At 70.2% G+C, this 15994-nt stretch carries 14 protein-coding genes; 9 read left to right on the top strand and 5 right to left on the bottom strand.

The annotated features are described in order from the left end of the window. The first annotated feature begins 42 nt into the window (after positions 1 to 42). Positions 43 to 1260, top strand: a complete 1218-nt coding sequence (gene pncB / locus ACFJIX_RS14615; RefSeq protein WP_377161228.1) for a nicotinate phosphoribosyltransferase — start codon at positions 43 to 45, stop codon at positions 1258 to 1260. Between the two features lie 98 nt (positions 1261 to 1358). Here the strand turns inward: pncB and ACFJIX_RS14620 are convergent, their stop codons facing one another. Beyond that, positions 1359 to 3752, bottom strand: coding sequence for a penicillin acylase family protein (locus ACFJIX_RS14620; RefSeq protein WP_377161230.1), 2394 nt, complete (start codon positions 3750 to 3752; stop codon positions 1359 to 1361). Between the two features lie 116 nt (positions 3753 to 3868). Here ACFJIX_RS14620 and ACFJIX_RS14625 point away from each other — a divergent pair, with 116 nt between their 5' ends. Then, positions 3869 to 4852, top strand: coding sequence for a patatin-like phospholipase family protein (locus tag ACFJIX_RS14625; protein ID WP_377161232.1), 984 nt, complete (start codon positions 3869 to 3871; stop codon positions 4850 to 4852). Between the two features lie 75 nt (positions 4853 to 4927). Here ACFJIX_RS14625 and ACFJIX_RS14630 read toward each other — a convergent pair whose 3' ends face one another. Both ACFJIX_RS14630 and ACFJIX_RS14635 read right to left on the bottom strand, forming a co-directional pair. Then, complete coding sequence (locus ACFJIX_RS14630; RefSeq protein ID WP_377161234.1) at positions 4928 to 5497, bottom strand: YdeI family protein; 570 nt, start codon at positions 5495 to 5497, stop codon at positions 4928 to 4930. Between the two features lie 121 nt (positions 5498 to 5618). Further along, a complete protein-coding gene (locus ACFJIX_RS14635) occupies positions 5619 to 7157 on the bottom strand; it encodes a methyl-accepting chemotaxis protein (protein ID WP_377161236.1) in 1539 nt (512 codons plus the stop codon). A 179-nt stretch (positions 7158 to 7336) separates the two neighbouring features. Between ACFJIX_RS14635 and ACFJIX_RS14640 the strand changes: the two genes are divergently transcribed. Then, entirely contained in the window at positions 7337 to 8053 is a 717-nt protein-coding gene (locus tag ACFJIX_RS14640) for a TetR/AcrR family transcriptional regulator (protein WP_377161238.1), read from the top strand. A gap of 243 nt (positions 8054 to 8296) precedes the next feature. Here ACFJIX_RS14640 and phaP read toward each other — a convergent pair whose 3' ends face one another. Then, positions 8297 to 8854, bottom strand: a complete 558-nt coding sequence (phaP, locus tag ACFJIX_RS14645; RefSeq protein WP_377161240.1) for a TIGR01841 family phasin — start codon at positions 8852 to 8854, stop codon at positions 8297 to 8299. 220 nt (positions 8855 to 9074) lie between these two features. On the opposite strand from phaP, the gene ACFJIX_RS14650 reads away from it, so the two are divergent. From ACFJIX_RS14650 to ACFJIX_RS14675, 6 genes are all read left to right on the top strand, one after another. Next, positions 9075 to 10064 carry a histone deacetylase gene (locus tag ACFJIX_RS14650; protein ID WP_377161242.1) on the top strand — a complete coding sequence of 330 codons (990 nt, stop codon included), beginning with the start codon at positions 9075 to 9077 and terminating at the stop codon, positions 10062 to 10064. 28 nt (positions 10065 to 10092) lie between these two features. Further along, positions 10093 to 10563, top strand: coding sequence for an acyl-CoA thioesterase (locus tag ACFJIX_RS14655; RefSeq protein WP_377161244.1), 471 nt, complete (start codon positions 10093 to 10095; stop codon positions 10561 to 10563). After that, positions 10560 to 11291, top strand: a complete 732-nt coding sequence (locus ACFJIX_RS14660; protein WP_377161246.1) for a nitroreductase — start codon at positions 10560 to 10562, stop codon at positions 11289 to 11291. Before ACFJIX_RS14655 ends, ACFJIX_RS14660 begins: the two co-directional genes overlap by 4 nt. A 120-nt stretch (positions 11292 to 11411) precedes the next feature. Next, entirely contained in the window at positions 11412 to 12395 is a 984-nt protein-coding gene (locus ACFJIX_RS14665; protein WP_377161248.1) for a 2-hydroxyacid dehydrogenase, read from the top strand. Between the two features lie 13 nt (positions 12396 to 12408). Then, on the top strand, positions 12409 to 13800 hold the full coding sequence (locus ACFJIX_RS14670) for a DNA recombination protein RmuC (RefSeq protein WP_377161250.1): 1392 nt from the start codon (positions 12409 to 12411) through the stop codon (positions 13798 to 13800). Beyond that, positions 13797 to 14990, top strand: a complete 1194-nt coding sequence (locus ACFJIX_RS14675; RefSeq protein ID WP_377161252.1) for an MFS transporter — start codon at positions 13797 to 13799, stop codon at positions 14988 to 14990. The genes ACFJIX_RS14670 and ACFJIX_RS14675 overlap by 4 nt, the downstream gene beginning before the upstream one ends. Positions 14991 to 14994: 4 nt before the next feature. Here the strand turns inward: ACFJIX_RS14675 and ACFJIX_RS14680 are convergent, their stop codons facing one another. Then, on the bottom strand, positions 14995 to 15957 hold the full coding sequence (locus ACFJIX_RS14680) for a hypothetical protein (RefSeq protein WP_377161254.1): 963 nt from the start codon (positions 15955 to 15957) through the stop codon (positions 14995 to 14997). Between the last annotated feature and the right edge of the window lie 37 nt (positions 15958 to 15994).

The following is a 15994-nucleotide window of genomic DNA, read 5'->3' on the forward strand; positions in this document are numbered from 1 at the left end:
ATCATCGCCGAGCCGCGCGGCCCCCGGGTACAGTCCCCGCCCATGAGCCGTCCCGACGCCACTGCCCCCGTGATCCGCAGCCTGCTGGAGACCGATCTCTACAAGTTCACGATGTGGCAGGCGATGCTGCATCGCTATCCGCAGGCGCAGGCCGAGTACCGCTTCGCCTGCCGCAACACGCCGCAGTACCCGCTGGCGGAGCTGGTCGCGGACCTGGAACGCGAGATCGACCACCTCTGCGCGCTGACCTTCCGCGCCGACGAGCTCGAGTACCTGAGCGGCCTGCGCTTCATGAAGCCGGACTTCATCGACCTGCTGCGCATCTTCCGCTTCCAGCGCGCGTTCATCACGGTGCGCGCGGACGGCGAGAAGCTCGACATCGTCGTGCGCGGCCCGCAGGTCCACGTGATGGCCTTCGAGATCTTCGTGCTGGCGATGGTCAACGAGCTGTACTTCCGTCGCTTCGACCAGGCGGCCGCGATCGAGGAGGGGCGCCGACGGCTGGCGGAGAAGATCGCCTCGATCCGGACCTTCGCGCGCGACGAGGCGCCGCGCCGCCACCCGTTCCAGTTCTTCGACTTCGGCCTGCGGCGGCGTTTCTCCGGCGCCTGGCACGAGGAGGTCCTGCGCACGCTGCGCGACGAGTTGCCGGAGACCTTCCGCGGCACCTCCAACGTGCTGCTGGCCAAGGAGCTCGGGCTGGTGCCGATCGGCACGATGGCGCACGAGTACCTGCAGGCCTACCAGGCCACCGGCGTGCGGCTGCGCGACCACCAGAAGGCCGCGCTCGAGGACTGGGTCCAGGAGTACCGCGGCGACCTCGGCATCGCGCTGACGGACGTCATCGGCATGGACGCGTTCCTGGCCGACTTCGATCTCTACTTCGCCAAGCTGTTCGACGGACTGCGCCACGATTCGGGCGATCCGGTCGAATGGGGCGAGAAGGCGCTGGCGCACTACGACCAACTGCGCATCGACGCCAACACCAAGCGCCTGGTGTTCTCCGACGCGCTCGACATGCCCAAGGCGCTGGCGCTGTACCGGCACTTCGCGGACCGCGTCCAGCTGGGCTTCGGCATCGGGACCAAGCTCAGCAACGACGTGGGCCTGCCGACGCTCAACATCGTCATCAAGCTCACCCACGTCAACGGTCAGCCGGTGGCCAAGCTCTCGGACAGTCCCGGCAAGACCATGTGCGAGGACCAGACCTTCCTGGCCTACCTGAGGCAGGTGTTCAACGTGAAGCCGGCCAACGGCTGACGGCTGACGGCTGACGGCTGACGGCTGACGGCTGTCACGCCGGTGCGGGACGGCGGTGCCGACCTCTGTCGGCGCGCGGCCGGCCGGATGCGCGCCGCTCAGTCGCGATGCGCCGTGATCCGATGGACGATGGGACCGGCCAGCAGTGGCGTGGGTTTGCCTTCGACCCAGTCCTGATGTCCCGCGCCGTAGAACGGCGACATCGGATGGCCGCTCTGTCCGCCCGGCATCGACAGCCAACCCTGCTCCTCGCGGCCCGGCGACACGACCAGCCGTTCCGACTGTCCGAACGCGGGTCCGGCGACATGGGGCAGGTTGCTGTCGCCGCTCTGCGGCAGCGACGGCATGTCGAGCCAGCGGGACAACGCCGGGATGGCCTTGGCCAGCGGATGCTGGATGCGGCTCGCGTTCTGCGCGCCCCAGGTGGCGCCGCCGAGGTTGCCGTCCGGCGCGATCTCGCGGGCCGCGCCGTCCAGTTGCGCCAGCAGCAGCGCATCCCAGCTCGCGAACGCGGCCGGCAACAGGTGCGGTGGCCGTTCGTCAACGGCGCGCGCGGCGCTGTACTCGAACTGGTTGCGCCAGCGCATGCGCCGTGCCGGGTCGAGCTGCCGCTCGCCGAGCGCTGGCAGCGTCCACGCATCCCACAAGGTGTCCAGCACCCGCAGGCGCGTCTGGCGCACCAGCCGGTAGGCCGCCGAATCCGCATCGGCGCGGCCGTTCCAGTTCTCCAGCAGCTGCACGAAGGCGCGGTGCGTCGGATTGGCGCCGGCATCGGTGCGGGACGCCGCCAGCAGGCGCGCCGCCCAGGTCTTCATGAAGCGCGCCTCGTCGTCCTGGTGGATGGCGCCGATCGAGGCCTCGTCGTGCTTCTCCCGGGCCGAGAGCCGGTCGCGGATCTGCTGCGCGCGCGCGCCCAGGTCGAAGCCGCCGTCGCCCAGCAGCTCGCCCGGCGCGCCGTCGAGCTGGCGGTTGTTGGCGGTCCACAACTGACCCTGGGCAGGAGAGAGCACCTGCGGCGCACGATCCGGATCGAGCCAGTCGCGCCGCATCGCCGACGGTGCGATGAACCGGCCGTAGCCCTCGGGCAGAGCCGGCTGCGCCCACAGGCGTCCGGCGACGGTCCAACCGATCTGGCCATCGCGATCGGCGGCGAGCAGGTTCTGGTGCGGCATGCCGGCGCGTTGTGCGAGCGCCAGCGCCTCGCTGACGTGACGCACCTGCAGCATGCGGTCGAGTTCCAGGTTGTAAGCCGCGCCCTGGTGCGCAATCCAGTGCAGCGCGAAGCGGCGTCCGCCGTCGACGGTCACGATCGGCGCGTCGTCGATCTCGTTCACGTCCAGCGTCACCGCCGGACCGCCGTGGACCTCGATCGTTTCGGTGCGCGTCGAGACCTTCGCATCGGGCGGGACCTCGATCCAGTCGAACCATTGCCCGTAGGCATTGGTGAATCCCCAGGCGACGGCCCCGTTGGAGCCCACCACCAGCGCCGGCAGGCCGGGCAGCGTCACGCCCGCCGCGCGCAGGCCGCCCGGTCCGGCACCGATCTGGAACTGCGCTCGGTACCAGATGCTGGGCACGCCCAGGCCCAGGTGCATGTCGTCGGCCAGGATCGCGCCGCCATGCGTGGAGCGGGAACCGGCGACCGCCCACTGGTTGCTGCCCAGGACCGGCAACTCTCCGCTCGAGCGGGCGCTGGCCGGCGTGCCCGCCGGGATGCTGGCGGGTGCGCTGGCCGACGTGGCGGGCGTCGCCGGGGCGCGGGCCTGGCTCACGTCGAGCTGTTCCGGCGTCGGCATTGGTGGCGAGGGCAACTGGCTGCCGTCGAGCGCCGCGTCCCAGCGACCGCCGCGCGGGCTGAGCCAGTCGAAGAGCGCATCGCCGGCGTGCTCGCGCAGCGTCGCGCGGTCGAAGCCCGCCTCGAAGCTGCCGGACTGCAGCATGAAGTACATCTCCGAGATCACCAGCAAGGAGTCCACCGGCGTCCAGTCCTGCGGCCTGGCGCGTAGCAGCAGGTACTGCCAGGGGCGCATCGGCAACGCGTGGAGGCCGGCGTTGACGCCCTCCGTGTACGCGAGCAGCAGCAGCCGGTCCTCGCCGGACAGTCCTTCGAAGCGGTCGGTCAGCCGCGCGCGCAGGCGGTGGACGCGGCGGGCGCGGTCGCGCTCCAGCGCCTTGGCGCCGAACAGCGCGGACAGCTCGCCGGCCGCGGAACGGCGCGTCAGGTCCATCTCGAAGAAGCGTTCCTGCGCATGCGCGAAACCCAGCCCGCGAGCGACGTCCAGTCGCGTGCGGCCCTCGACCACCAGCGTGCCCAGCGCGTCGCGGCCCAGGCTGACCGGCGCGCTCAGGCCGGGGATCTCGGCGTCGCCCTCCAACTGCGGCAGGCTGGCGCGTACGCAGGCCCAGGTCGCGATGACCAGCGCCACCAGCAGGAACGGCAGCCCGACCAGGCTCCGCACGGTCCAGCGCCGCAGCGCGCTCTTTCCACTCATGTGCTCTCCTGCTCGGGCCCTGATGGCGGCCTCGATGTCGGGTCCTGATTTCGGGCCGCGATTGTGCGTGCGCGCTGCAACAGCATTGCTACAGAGCTTCCCTAGAATCCCGCGCCATGCCCCGAGACGACCGCGACCATACCAAGCCTGTCCCCGCCCTGCCGGCGCTGCCTTCCCGCCGACGCTGGCTGACCGCCGCCGGCGCGCTGGGGTTGAGCGCGCTGAGCGCCTGCTCGACGCTCACCACGTCCCCGGCGCCGCCGCCGGTCGTGGCAACACCCGACCCCGAACTGCCGACGCCCGTCACGCCCAAGCCCATTCCCAAGCCGCCGCGCGTGGGCCTGGCGCTGGGCGGCGGCGCGGCGCGCGGCTTCGCGCACATCGGCGTGATCCAGGTGATGGAGGAGAACGGCATCAAGGTCGACCTCGTCTGCGGCACGTCGGCCGGCAGCCTGGTCGGCGCGCTGTATGCGGCGGGTCGCACCGGCAAGGAACTGCAGACCGTCGCCGAGGCGATGGACGAGGGAGCCATCACCGACTGGACCTTCCCGATGCGCGGCCTGATCCGCGGCGAGGCGCTGGCGCGCTACGTCCGGCAGATGACGGGCAACCGCGGGCTGGAGCAGTTGCCGCTGCCGCTGGGCATCGTCGCGACGGACCTGGGCGACGGCTCGCCGATCCTGTTCCGGCAGGGCGACGTGGGCACGGCGGTGCGCGCGTCGAGCGCGGTGCCGGCGGTGTTCCAGCCGGTCAAGATCGGCAACCGCGAGTACGTGGACGGCGGCCTGGTCGCGCCAGTGCCGGTGCGCTTCGCCAAGCAGATGGGCGCCGAGTTCGTCATCGCCGTCGACATCGGCGAACCGCCCGATCCCAAGATCCCCGGCGACGCGATGCGCATGCTGCTGCAGACCTTCTCGATCATGGGCAAGTCGATCAACCAGTACGAGCTGCAGGGCGCGGACGTCGTGCTGCGGCCCAAGCTGGACGGCTTCAGCGGCTCGGACTTCACCACGCGCCGCCGCGCCATCGCGCTCGGGCGCGAGGTGGCGACGGCGATGCTGCCGGAGATCCGCAGGAAGATCGCGGCGAAGACGCGTTGAGCGCCGCCTTGGCACGGCCTCCGTGTCGCTGATCGGATCGGCGATGGTGGCGGACCGGGGCCGCCGTCGCACGGCTCAGAGCCGTTCGCCGCGCGCGCTCGCCTCGATCAGCTTGTCCAGGCGGGCGAGCTGCGTCTCGGGCTTCTTCGCGCTGAGGATGTGCCAGATGCTGGTGCGGCGGTAGCCGTCCGGCTGCGCCTGGAAGAACGCCCAGGCCTTGGCGTCGCGCATGAAGATGACCTCGTGCGACGGCGAGAGCTCGACCAGTTCCTTGGGTTGCTCGAACGCGTAGACGCGCGAGCGCTCTTCCTGCCGGCGCTCGAACGCCGCGAGGCCGGCGGGCTTCATCCGGCCCTCCTGGATCAGCGCCTCGGCGCGACCGATGTTCACGGCGCTCCAGATCGACACCGCCTTGCGCGGCGTGAAGCGGATCTTGTAGCGCTTGTCGTCGATGCGGGTACGCACGCCATCGATCCAGCCGTGGCACAGCGCCTCGTCGACCGACTCGGGCCAGGCCAGGCTGGGCTCGCCGGTCGCGCGCTTGTGGAAGCCGACCAGGACCTCCGTGGCCGTGGCGGCATGCTCGTCGAGCCAGGCGCGGAACGCCGCGGCGCTGGCGAAGAAGATCGGGGTGCGGGTGGCCATGGGGCGCCAGTATGCCAACCCTCACCCCCGCCTCTCCCGCAGGCGAGTAGAGGGCGCATCGTCGGTGTCTGGATCTCCGTCGCCCGCTCGCGGCGAGGGCAGGAAGGCGGGGCGTTCGCGTTCAGGCGACCTTGAACACGGACACCACCTCGGACAGACGCTGCGCCTGCTCGCGCAGCGAGCCGGAGGCGGCGGTCGATTCCTCGACCAGCGCGGCGTTCTGCTGCGTCATCTGGTCCAGGTTCGCGACGGCCTGGTTGACTTGCGAAATGCCGTCGCGCTGCTCGATGGCGGCGGCGGAGATCTCGGCCATCAGGTCGGTGACGCGGCGCACGCCATGGACGATCTCGTCCATCGTGCGGCCCGCTTCGGCGACGTCCGACGAGCCGGCCTCGACCGTCTCCACCGAGCGGTTGATCAGCGTCTTGATTTCCTTGGCCGCCTCCGCGCTGCGCTGCGCCAGCGTGCGAACCTCCGACGCCACGACGGCGAAGCCCTTGCCGTGCTCGCCCGCGCGCGCCGCCTCGACGGCCGCGTTCAAGGCGAGGATGTTGGTCTGGAACGCGATGCCGTCGATGGTGCCGATGATGTCGGCGATGCGGATCGAGGAGGCGCTGATCTCCTGCATCCGCGACACGACCTGTCCGACGACGTGGCCGCCGCGCGTCGCCGCGGCGGCGGCGCTGTCGGCCAGCTGGTTGGCCTGCCGCGCCGTGTCGGCGGACTGGCCGACCGCGCCGGTCAGCTGTTCCATGCTCGACGCGGTCTCCTCCAGATTGGCCGCCGTCTGCTCGGTGCGCGCCGACAGGTCCTGGTTGCCGACGGCGATCTGCGACGAGGCGCTCGACACCGACTCCACGCCGTCGCGCACCTGCGCCACCACGGACTGCAGCTGACCGACCATGCGCATCAACGCGGTCTGCAATTGGGCCACCTCGTCGCGGCCTTGCACGCGCAGCGTGCGGGTCAGATCGCCCGCAGCGACCGCCTCGGCGATCACGACCGAGGCCGCCAGCGGCCGGGTGATCTTGCGGGTGATGGCCAGGCCCAGCGCCGCGCCGATCGCGACGGCCAGCAGGGTCATGCCGACGATCATCCACTGGCTGCGGGCGTAGATCCGGTCGCCCAGATCGTCGGCCGCGGCGGCGCCGGCGGTGTTGATCTCGACCAGATCGTCCACGGCCTTGCCCATGGCCTCGTACGTCGGCAGGCTGTCGACGGCGAGCAGGCGCCTGGCCGTGTCGTCCTCGCCGTGCAGCGCGGCCTCGACCAGCTTGACGTTGTCCGCCCGGTACGCGTCCCACAGGCCAAGGAGCTGCCGCAGCTTCTCGCCCTCGGCGGGCGACGACACCATCGGCTCGTAGGCCTTCAGCCGCTGTTCGATGCCCTGGCGGCCTTGCACGACCTTCTCGGCATAGGTGGCGCGTGCATTGCCCTCCGTCAGCAGGAGCCGGTACTCCCGGGTGCGCAGCCGCGTGACCTCCTGGTTGATCGACTGCGCGGCGCGGGACGAGGGCAGCCAGTTCGATGCCATGTCGGTGGCGGTGTCGTTGACGCGACCGAGCTGGAACAGGGCCAGGGCGCCCAGCAGCACGGTGATCAGGAGAACGCAGGAAAAGGCCAGGCTGAGCTTGGCGCCCACGGACAGGCGGTCGAGCATGAGGAACTCTTTGCAGGTGGAGGAACCCGCAAAAGAGGCGCGGGCATGCCGTTTGCAGCTATTTTCGTACGCGTACGTGATTAGCAATGATGCTTAACAACCAGGGTTCGTGAGTATTTAACGTGGTCCCCGGTGTGAGATAACGTACGCCGACAATAACCTTCAGAGACAGGAACGCCGTGCGAAACAACGATCAGGACCCCGACCGCGAGCGGCCCCGGCTGCGGCGCGGTCCGGCCGAGATGGCCGCGCTCAAGCGCGAGATGCTGGAGCGCGCGCGCAAGATCTACCGCGACGAAGGCGTCGAAGCGCTCAGCATGCGCCGGCTGGCGCATGAGCTCGGCATCTCGACGATGGCGATCTACAGCTACTTCGAGAGCAAGAAGGCGCTGCTGGACGGCCTGTGGATCGAGGTGTTCGAGTCGCTGACCGATGAACTGCTGGATGCATCCAAGGACCAGCGCGGGCCGCGCAAGGTGCTGGAGGCGCACACGCGCTGCCTGCTCGACTTCTGGGAGCGACACCCGGAGCAGTTCCGCATGATCTACATGTCGCTGACGCAGACCGGCACGCTGGAGGAGATCGGCCAGGCCCAGCAGCCCGTGTACAACCGGTTGCTCGGGCTGATGCGGGAACGTGTCGCCGCCTGCGCGCCAGACGGCTTCGAGCCGGGTGAGGTCGCGATCCGCTCGATGTGCGACCAGATGTCGGTGCGGACCATGGGCTACCTGATGATGGTGATCGGCCTGCCGCGCTACCCGCTCTACGATCGGGAGGCGCTGCGCGAGTTCACCGTCCAGGGCGTGCTGCGCGACGTGGCGGACCAGTATGTGCGGTTCGCCGCGGGCGCCACCGTCCCCCCCGCGCCGGCGGCGTCATCGACGGCCGCGGACTGAAGCCCGCGGGCTCACTCGCCGGTCACGCGCCCATCACGCGGGCGCCTGGGCGATTGCCGGAGCACCGTCCCGGTGCCCGTGACACCCCGTGGGGCGCGGCAGAAGAGGCGCCGCGCGGAGACTGCGGCGATCCGATCCGTACAGGCGAAAAAAAAGCCCAGCATGAAGCTGGGCTTGAAGGGCACTTGGGAAGCTTGACTTCCTTGGGTACCGAGGAGACAACCGATACGGCAACTCGTTCGCTCAGGCCGTGGCGCGCTTGGCGCTGCGGGTGGCGTTCTGGGTCGCCTTCACCGCCGTGTTGGTCACGGCGTTGAAGTTGGATTCCGCGATGTCGGTGGCTTGCTTGGCGGCCTTGTTCAGGGTTTCGTAAGCGTTGTTGGCCGCAGCGACCGCCGACTTCACCAAAGCAACAGCATTTTCCGTGCCAGCCGGCGCGTTCTTGGTCGCGTTGTCGACGACGGCGCCGAACTTGACCTGGGCGTCAGCCACTTGCGACTCGGCCAGCTTGACGAACTCCGAGGAGGTCGACGTCGCGATGTCGTACAGGTGGCGGCTGTAGGCGACGGCCTTTTCAGCCGACGGTTGCAGCAGCGCGGCCTGCAGGGCCCACAGCTCTTGCGGATCCTTGACCGTGATCGCCTGCTGGGCGGTTTCGGCGGCTTCGCCGAGCGCGGTCTTGGCGACCTGCAGGTTCAGCTCGACCAGCTTTTCATAGCCTTCGAAGGCCTTGGCGGTCAGGCCGAACCACGAGGCTTGCAGGTTCTTTTGTTGGTCGAGCACTTGGTCAGCAGTCAGCATGCGAAATCTCCTTAAGGAATGAGGTCAGCCGGGGAAAACGCGGCGGGCTGAGCGCCGTCGCCACACATTTGTTGCGGTGCAGCATGTAATCAGTATAGGACCGCGTCCGATGATTGCAAGCACTTTTTGTGCATTGCAGCAAAGTTCGGCCACCGGCGCTCTCACGACGCCCTGGACGCCTGCCGGAGCGGGGTTCCGGGCCCTCTGCTAGGGTTGGACCATGCTCGCCTTCCATTACGACCATTTGACGCTGGCGCTGCCGCCAGGTCACCGCTTCCCCCAATCCAAGTACCAAATGCTGCGCGAGCGGGTCGAGCGGAACCCGGGCGTGATGCGGCCCCAGGTGGCGGAAGCTGCCGGGACGGAGGCGCTGGCACTGGTCCACACGCCCGACTACATCGACGCGGTCCTGCACGGCACCCTGAGCGCGGCGGCGCAGCGCGAGATCGGCTTCCCCTGGGCGCCGGGGCTGCCGCGGCGCTCGATGTGCTCCGTGGGGGCGACCATCGCCGCGGCGCGCGCCGCCCTGGAGGAGGGCGTCGCCGCCAGCCTGGCGGGCGGCACGCACCATGCGTATGCGGACAAGGGCAGCGGCTTCTGCGTGTTCAACGACGTCGCCGTCGCGGCGCGGCTGATGCAGGCCGAATGGCACCGTCGACATCCCGGGGGGCGGGGACTGCGCGTGCTGGTCGTCGACCTGGACGTCCACCAGGGCAACGGCACGGCGAGCATCTTCCGCGACGACGACAGCGTGTTCACCCTCTCGATCCACGGCGACAAGAACTTCCCCTTCCGCAAGGAGTCCAGCGACCTGGACGTCGGCCTGCCCGACGCCTGCGGCGACGCGGTCTACCTCGACGCGCTGGAGGCGGCGCTCGCCGAGGTCTGGCGACGGATGGCGGACTGGCCGCCCGGGCTGGCCTTCTACCTTGCCGGCGCCGACCCGCACGAGGGCGACCGGCTCGGCCGCCTCAAGCTCAGTGCCGACGGCCTGCTGCGCCGCGACGACCTCGTGCTGGAGGCGCTGTTCGAGCGCCGCATCCCGGTCGCGCTGAGCATGGCCGGCGGTTACGGCGAGGACCTGAACGTCACCGTCGACGTGCAGATGCGGACGCTGGACGCCGCGGCGCGTGCATGGGAGCGCTGGCGGCACGCCGACTTGAATCGGACGCCCGCCACGACGACCCGCAGTAGCCCGCGCGACACCTGACCCCGCGCGGCGGTGGAAGAATCGGCGCATGACCGCCGACACCACCGCTTCCGCCGCCGAGGCCCGTCCGGCCCCCGAGCCGCGCGAGGCCTTCGCCCGCTTCCTGCCGGTCCCGACGCGCTGGATGGACAACGATCTCTACGGCCACCTGAACAACGTCGTCTACTACAGCCTGTTCGACACGGCGGTGAATCGCTACCTGATCGAGCAGGGCGCGCTGGACCTGCACCAGGGCGAGGTCATCGGCCTCGTCATCGAGACGCACTGCAACTTCTTCGCGTCGCTGGCCTTCCCGCAGCATGTGGAGGCCGGCTTGAGGGTGGCCAGGCGCGGCCGCTCCAGCGTCCGCTACGAGATCGGCCTGTTCGCCGAAGGCGAGCCCTTGTGCGCGGCGCGCGGCCACTTCGTCCACGTGTATGTCGATCGCCAGACGCGACGCCCGGTGGCGCAACTGCCCGAGTCCTACGTGAAAGCGCTCAGCGCGCTGGAGATGCCATGACCTTCCCCGCTTCCTTCCCCGATCCCTTCGTCCCGCCCACGTCCGAGCAGGCCGCCGCCGTCGAGGCCGCGATCGTCACGCGGCATTCGATGCGCGCGTTCCTGCCGACGCCGGTGCCGCGCGCGCTGATCGAGGAGCTGCTGGCCGTCGCGGCCCGCGCGCCGTCGGGCACGAACACGCAGCCCTGGCAGGTCCACGTGCTGACGGGCGCGGCCAAGGACCGGCTGGTCACGCGCATCCAGGCGGCGTACGACGATCCCGAGGAACTCGCCACCCACGGCGAGGAGTACGCCTACTACCCGCGCGAGTGGATCTCGCCCTACATCGACCGCCGCCGCAAGGTCGGCTGGGACCTGTACGGCCTGCTGGGCATCACCAAGGGCGACAAGCTGCGCATGCACGAGCAGCACGGCCGCAACTACCGCTTCTTCGACGCGCCGGTCGGCCTGATGTTCACCATCGACCGCGTGATGCAGCAGGGCAGCTGGCTGGATTACGGCATGTTCCTGCAGAACCTCATGGTCGCCGCCCGCGGTCGCGGCCTGCACACCTGCCCGCAGGCGGCGTTCACCCAGTTCCACCGCGTGATCGCGGAGGAACTCGGCCTGTCGCCGCAACAGCAGCTGGTCTGCGGCATGTCCCTGGGCTACGCGGATCCGGCGGCCGTCGAGAACACGCTGGTCACCGAGCGCGACGCGGTCGCGTCGTTCACCCGCTTCCTCGAATGACCCGTCGGCGCTGAATCGCGCCAGCCGGTGGCGAGGCACGACGGACTCGTGGGCGATCCGCGAGCGGGCGCGGCGCCCGTCCGGCCTACAGTTGGCGCTTCCCTGCAAGGAGATGCGCCCATGAGCAAGCCCAGCGTCCTGGTGGCCCGCAAGACCTTCGACGACATCGTCGACCGGCTGCGCCCGCACTTCGAGGTCGAGACCAACGACAGCGACACCGGCTGGTCGCAGGACGAGCTGATCCGGCGCCTGCAGGGCAAGTCCGGCGCGTACATCGCCGGCGGCGACAAGATCGACGCGACGCTGCTCGACGCCTGTCCCGACCTGAAGGCCGTCTGCACGATGGCCGTCGGCTACAACAACATCGACGTGCCGGCCTGCACCGCGCGCGGGGTCGTCGTGACCAACGCGCCGGACGTGCTGACCGAGACCACCGCCGACTTCGGCTTCGCGCTGATGATGGCCACGGCCCGCCGCATCACCGAGAGCGAACACTTCCTGCGCCGCGGCGAATGGAAGCAATGGTCGGTGACGATGTTCGCCGGCGCCGACCTCCATGGCGCGACGCTGGGCGTGCTCGGCATGGGCCGCATCGGCGCGGCGATCGCGCGGCGCGGGCATCTCGGTTTCGGCATGCCGGTGCTGTATCACAACCGCTCGCGGCTGCCGGCGGACCAGGAAGGACCGCTGGGCGCGCAGTGGGTCGAGAAGGACGAGCTGCTGCAACGCGCCGACCACCTGGTCATCGTCGTGCCGTACAGCGCGTCCTCGCACCACCTGATCGGCCAGCGCGAGCTGCGCCTGATGAAGAAGACCGCGACGCTGACCAACATCGCGCGCGGCGGCGTCGTCGACGACGCGGCGCTGGCCGCCGAACTCCAGGCCGGCACCATCGCCGCCGCGGGCCTGGACGTGTTCGAAGGCGAACCGATGGTGCACCCGGCGCTGCTCGCCTGCACGAACGTCGTGCTCACGCCCCACATCGCCAGCGCCACGATCGCGACGCGTCGCGCGATGAGCGATCTGGCCGTGGACAACCTGATCGCCGCGCTGACCGGCGGCGTGCCGCCGACGGCGCTGAATCCCGAGGTGCTCAAGCGCTGAGAGAATCGGGCGCATGAATCTGCCGCTCCCGATGATCGTGGTCCTCGCGGGCCTGATCCTGATCTTCGTTGTCCTGGTTTTGCTCGCGGCCCTTCTGTTCCGGCGGCCCGTTCGCACCGATCCCGACGCGGTGCTCGCGCCGCTCCTGCAGCAGACGGGTGAGCGGCTCGATCGCCTGGAGCGCGCGCTGCGCGACGAACTCAATCGCGGCAACACCGGGCTGCGCCAGGAGACGCTCGCGACGCTGACGCAGTTCCAGCAGGTGCTGGCGCAGCAGGCCGCGAACGCGCGTGAAGCGCAGGACGCTGCCGCGTCCCGCATGACGACCGCATTGACCGAACAGCTGCAGGCCCTCGCCCAGCGCAACGAGGCCGGCATGGCCGAGACGCGTCGCACGGTGGAGGCGCGTCTGCAATCCATCCAGCAGGACAACGAGAAGAAGCTCGAGCAGATGCGGGCGACCGTCGATGAGAAGCTGCACGCCACGCTGGAGCATCGCCTGGGCGAGAGCTTCAAGCAGGTCGCGGAGCGGCTGGAGCAGGTCTACCGCGGCCTGGGCGAGATGCAGACGCTGGCGCGCGATGTCGGTTCGCTGAACCGCGTGCTGACCAACGTCAAGACGCGGGGCATCTTCGGCGAGGTGCAACTGGCGGCGCTGCTGGAGCAGGTCTTCACGCCCGAGCAGTTCGCCTCGAACGTCGAGACCGTGCCGGGCACCGGCGCCCGCGTCGAGTTCGCGCTCAAGCTGCCGGGCCAGCGCGACGACGGCCAGCCGATCTGGCTGCCGATCGACGCGAAGTTCCCGCGCGAGGACTACGAGCGCCTGCTCGACGCCCAGGAGCGCGCCGACGCCCCCGCGGCGGAACTGGCCGGCCGTGCGATCGAGACCCGGCTGCGGCTGGAGGCGAAGAGCATCCGGGAGAAGTACCTCGGCCCGCCGCACACGACCGACTTCGCGCTGCTGTTCATGCCGACCGAGGGCCTGTACGCCGAGGCACTGCGCCGTCCCGGCCTGAGCGAGGCCCTGCAGCGCGAGCACAAGGTGATGCTGGTCGGCCCGACGACGCTGCTGGCGACGCTGTCCAGCCTGCAGATGGGCTTCCGCACGCTGGCCCTGGAGAAGCGCTCCGCGGAGGTGTGGGACGTGCTGCGTGCCGTCAAGACGGAGTTCGGCAAGTTCGGCGACGTGCTGGCCAAGACGAAGAAGAAGCTCGACGAGGCCAGCAACAACATCGAGCTCGCCGAGCGGCGCACCCGCGTCATGACCCGCGAGCTGAAGTCCGTCGAGGCCCTGCCCGAGGACCAGGCCGCGCGCGTGCTGAAGCTGGGGGCCGGTGCCGTGGGCGACGCCGGCATCGGTACCGGAGGCGATGCCGAGCTCGAGGACGAAGGCGCCGCGGGATGAACGATGACGCGTCGGCGGCGAAGGGCTACACCGGGCTGAGCGCCGGTTTCGTGGCCGTGATCGCGTCACTCGTCGCGGTGCATGCCTGCATGGCGACGACGCGCGTCGCGGCCACGCTGTGGGTGCTGCACCAGGGCTACGGCGGCGGTTTCGTCGGCGTGCTGCTCAGCCTGTTCGCCGTCGCGCCGCTGGGCTTGTCGCTCTGGGCCGGCCGGCTGGCGGACCGCCACGGCTTCCATCGCCCCGTGGGCATCGGCGTGGCGATGGCCTTCGCCGGCGCGGTGCTGGCGCTGGTCGCGCAGGTGCTGGGCTGGATCTGGCTGCTGGCGTTGGGCTGTCTGCTGTGCGGCGGCGCGGTGGCGGTCGCGGCCGTGGCGATCCAGCGCGAGGCGGGCTTGATGGCGCGCGACGCCTCGCAGCTCAAGCGCGTGTTCAGCTGGGTGGCGCTCGGTCCGGCGCTGTCCAATGCGTTCGCGCCGGTCATCACCGGCATCGTCATCGACACGGCCGGCTTCACCGCGGCGCTGGTGTTGTCGACGCTGCTGCCGCTCGCGGCCTGGGCGATCGCGCGGCGCGTGCCGCGTCATGCGCCCGCGCCCGCCGCCGTCGGCGTCAAACCGCGGCCTGCATGGGACCTGCTGAAGGACCGCGGCCTGCGCAACCTGCTGATCGTCAACGTCGCGATGTCGTCGTGCTGGGACGCCCACAGCTTCGTCGTGCCTGTCGTGGGCCATGCGAAGGGGCTGTCGGCGTCGAGCATCGGCCTGGTGCTGGGCAGCTTCGCGGCGGCGGCGACGCTGGTCCGCCTGGCCATCGTGCGCTGGGCCCACCGGATCGACGACGTGAAGGCGCTGCGCCTCGCAATGGCGGTCGCGACCTTCACGCTCATCGTCTATGCGTGGCTGCCGGGCACGCTCGGGCTGATGCTCGGTTCGGCGGTGCTGGGACTGGCGCTCGGCGCGGTGCAGCCGATGGTGCTCGCGACGATGCATCAGGTGACGCCGCCGGACCGCCACGGTCAGGCGCTCGGGTTGCGGATGCTGGCGGCCAACGGCGCGACCGTGGCGATGCCGCTGGGCTTCGGCGTGCTGGCCGCGGCGAGCGTCGCGGCCGCGCCGCTGTGGCTGATGGCGTCGGTGCTGGTCGGCGCGCAATGGGCCGCGCGCCAGATCGAGGCCCCTCCGCGCTGAACGTTCAGCCGCCCGGCGCGATGGCGACCTGGCGGCGCGCTTCCTTGTGCTTCATGGCGACGTACTCATCGAGCGACTGCTCGTGGAGCTGACGGGCATAACGCTCGGTGGCCGCGAACCAGTCGCGCAGTCGCCGGTCGAGCCGCTGCTCGGGCGGCACGGGCAGCGTGTCGAGGTAGGACTCGATCGCCAGGAAGTAGCGCATCGTGTTGCGCTCCGCGATGCCCTGGATGCCGCCGACATAACGGGGCCGCCCCTCGTCGTCGCGTCCGACCACGGTGAAGCCGACCTTGTCGCGACCGGACGTGGAGAGGTAGGCGCTGGTGGCCACCCGCGCCGCGAGGTTGTTCATGTAGGCATAGCGCAGCCGCACGAACGAGCGCTTCGCGTCGATCGGCACCGCCTCCAGCGTCAGCCGGTAGTGGCTGGTGCCCATCGGGCCCTTGTTCGCGCTCATCTCGACGAGCAGGTACTGCGGCTGCGCCGCCAGCACCTGGAAGCGGAAGTCGAGCGCGTAGGCGTCCTCGATGGGCTGATCGAACTTGCGGCCGACGGCCATGTGCAGCGTCGCGCCGGGTGCCGGGTCGTCCTCGACCGCGCAGCGCTTGACGTTGGCCGGCAGCGTCAGCAGGTCGCACCAGGCATCGGCGCTGCGCAGCGCGCCGGACAGCGTGCCGAACGGATGCTGGACCACCGCGTGCATCTCGCCGGTGGGGCGCTCGGTGCTGTCGGCGGAATTCAGCACGATCGGCTTCTGGAACGGACTCTTCGCGAGCTGCGGCGCCATCTGCTCGTACTGCGCGCGCAGGCCCGCGCCCTGCTCGGCGGAGACCTCGGTCGCGATCAGCAGCAGCGCCAGCAGCACCGCGGCGTGGGACAGCCAGAACATCGGACCATGGTGCGGCGCCGCCGGCTTCCGAGGCCGGTCGTGATGGCCGAAGGACGAATGGGGAAGGATCGAACGCATGGCGAACTCCTCGCGCGGTCGAGGGACCGTTCTTCCA

Source organism: Roseateles sp. UC29_93 (assembly GCF_042695725.1).
Taxonomy (GTDB): domain Bacteria; phylum Pseudomonadota; class Gammaproteobacteria; order Burkholderiales; family Burkholderiaceae_C; genus Roseateles; species Roseateles noduli_A.

Excerpts from the sequence above, each read along its gene's own strand:
- pncB (WP_377161228.1), top strand. The coding sequence starts at position 43 with ATGAGCCGTCCCGACGCCACTGCCCCCGTGATCCGCAGCCTGCTGGAG.
- ACFJIX_RS14620 (WP_377161230.1), bottom strand. The coding sequence starts at position 3,752 with ATGAGTGGAAAGAGCGCGCTGCGGCGCTGGACCGTGCGGAGCCTGGTC.
- ACFJIX_RS14625 (WP_377161232.1), top strand. The coding sequence starts at position 3,869 with ATGCCCCGAGACGACCGCGACCATACCAAGCCTGTCCCCGCCCTGCCG.
- ACFJIX_RS14630 (WP_377161234.1), bottom strand. The coding sequence starts at position 5,497 with ATGGCCACCCGCACCCCGATCTTCTTCGCCAGCGCCGCGGCGTTCCGC.
- ACFJIX_RS14635 (WP_377161236.1), bottom strand. The coding sequence starts at position 7,157 with ATGCTCGACCGCCTGTCCGTGGGCGCCAAGCTCAGCCTGGCCTTTTCC.
- phaP (WP_377161240.1), bottom strand. The coding sequence starts at position 8,854 with ATGCTGACTGCTGACCAAGTGCTCGACCAACAAAAGAACCTGCAAGCC.
- ACFJIX_RS14650 (WP_377161242.1), top strand. The coding sequence starts at position 9,075 with ATGCTCGCCTTCCATTACGACCATTTGACGCTGGCGCTGCCGCCAGGT.
- ACFJIX_RS14655 (WP_377161244.1), top strand. The coding sequence starts at position 10,093 with ATGACCGCCGACACCACCGCTTCCGCCGCCGAGGCCCGTCCGGCCCCC.
- ACFJIX_RS14660 (WP_377161246.1), top strand. The coding sequence starts at position 10,560 with ATGACCTTCCCCGCTTCCTTCCCCGATCCCTTCGTCCCGCCCACGTCC.
- ACFJIX_RS14665 (WP_377161248.1), top strand. The coding sequence starts at position 11,412 with ATGAGCAAGCCCAGCGTCCTGGTGGCCCGCAAGACCTTCGACGACATC.
- ACFJIX_RS14670 (WP_377161250.1), top strand. The coding sequence starts at position 12,409 with ATGAATCTGCCGCTCCCGATGATCGTGGTCCTCGCGGGCCTGATCCTG.
- ACFJIX_RS14675 (WP_377161252.1), top strand. The coding sequence starts at position 13,797 with ATGAACGATGACGCGTCGGCGGCGAAGGGCTACACCGGGCTGAGCGCC.
- ACFJIX_RS14680 (WP_377161254.1), bottom strand. The coding sequence starts at position 15,957 with ATGCGTTCGATCCTTCCCCATTCGTCCTTCGGCCATCACGACCGGCCT.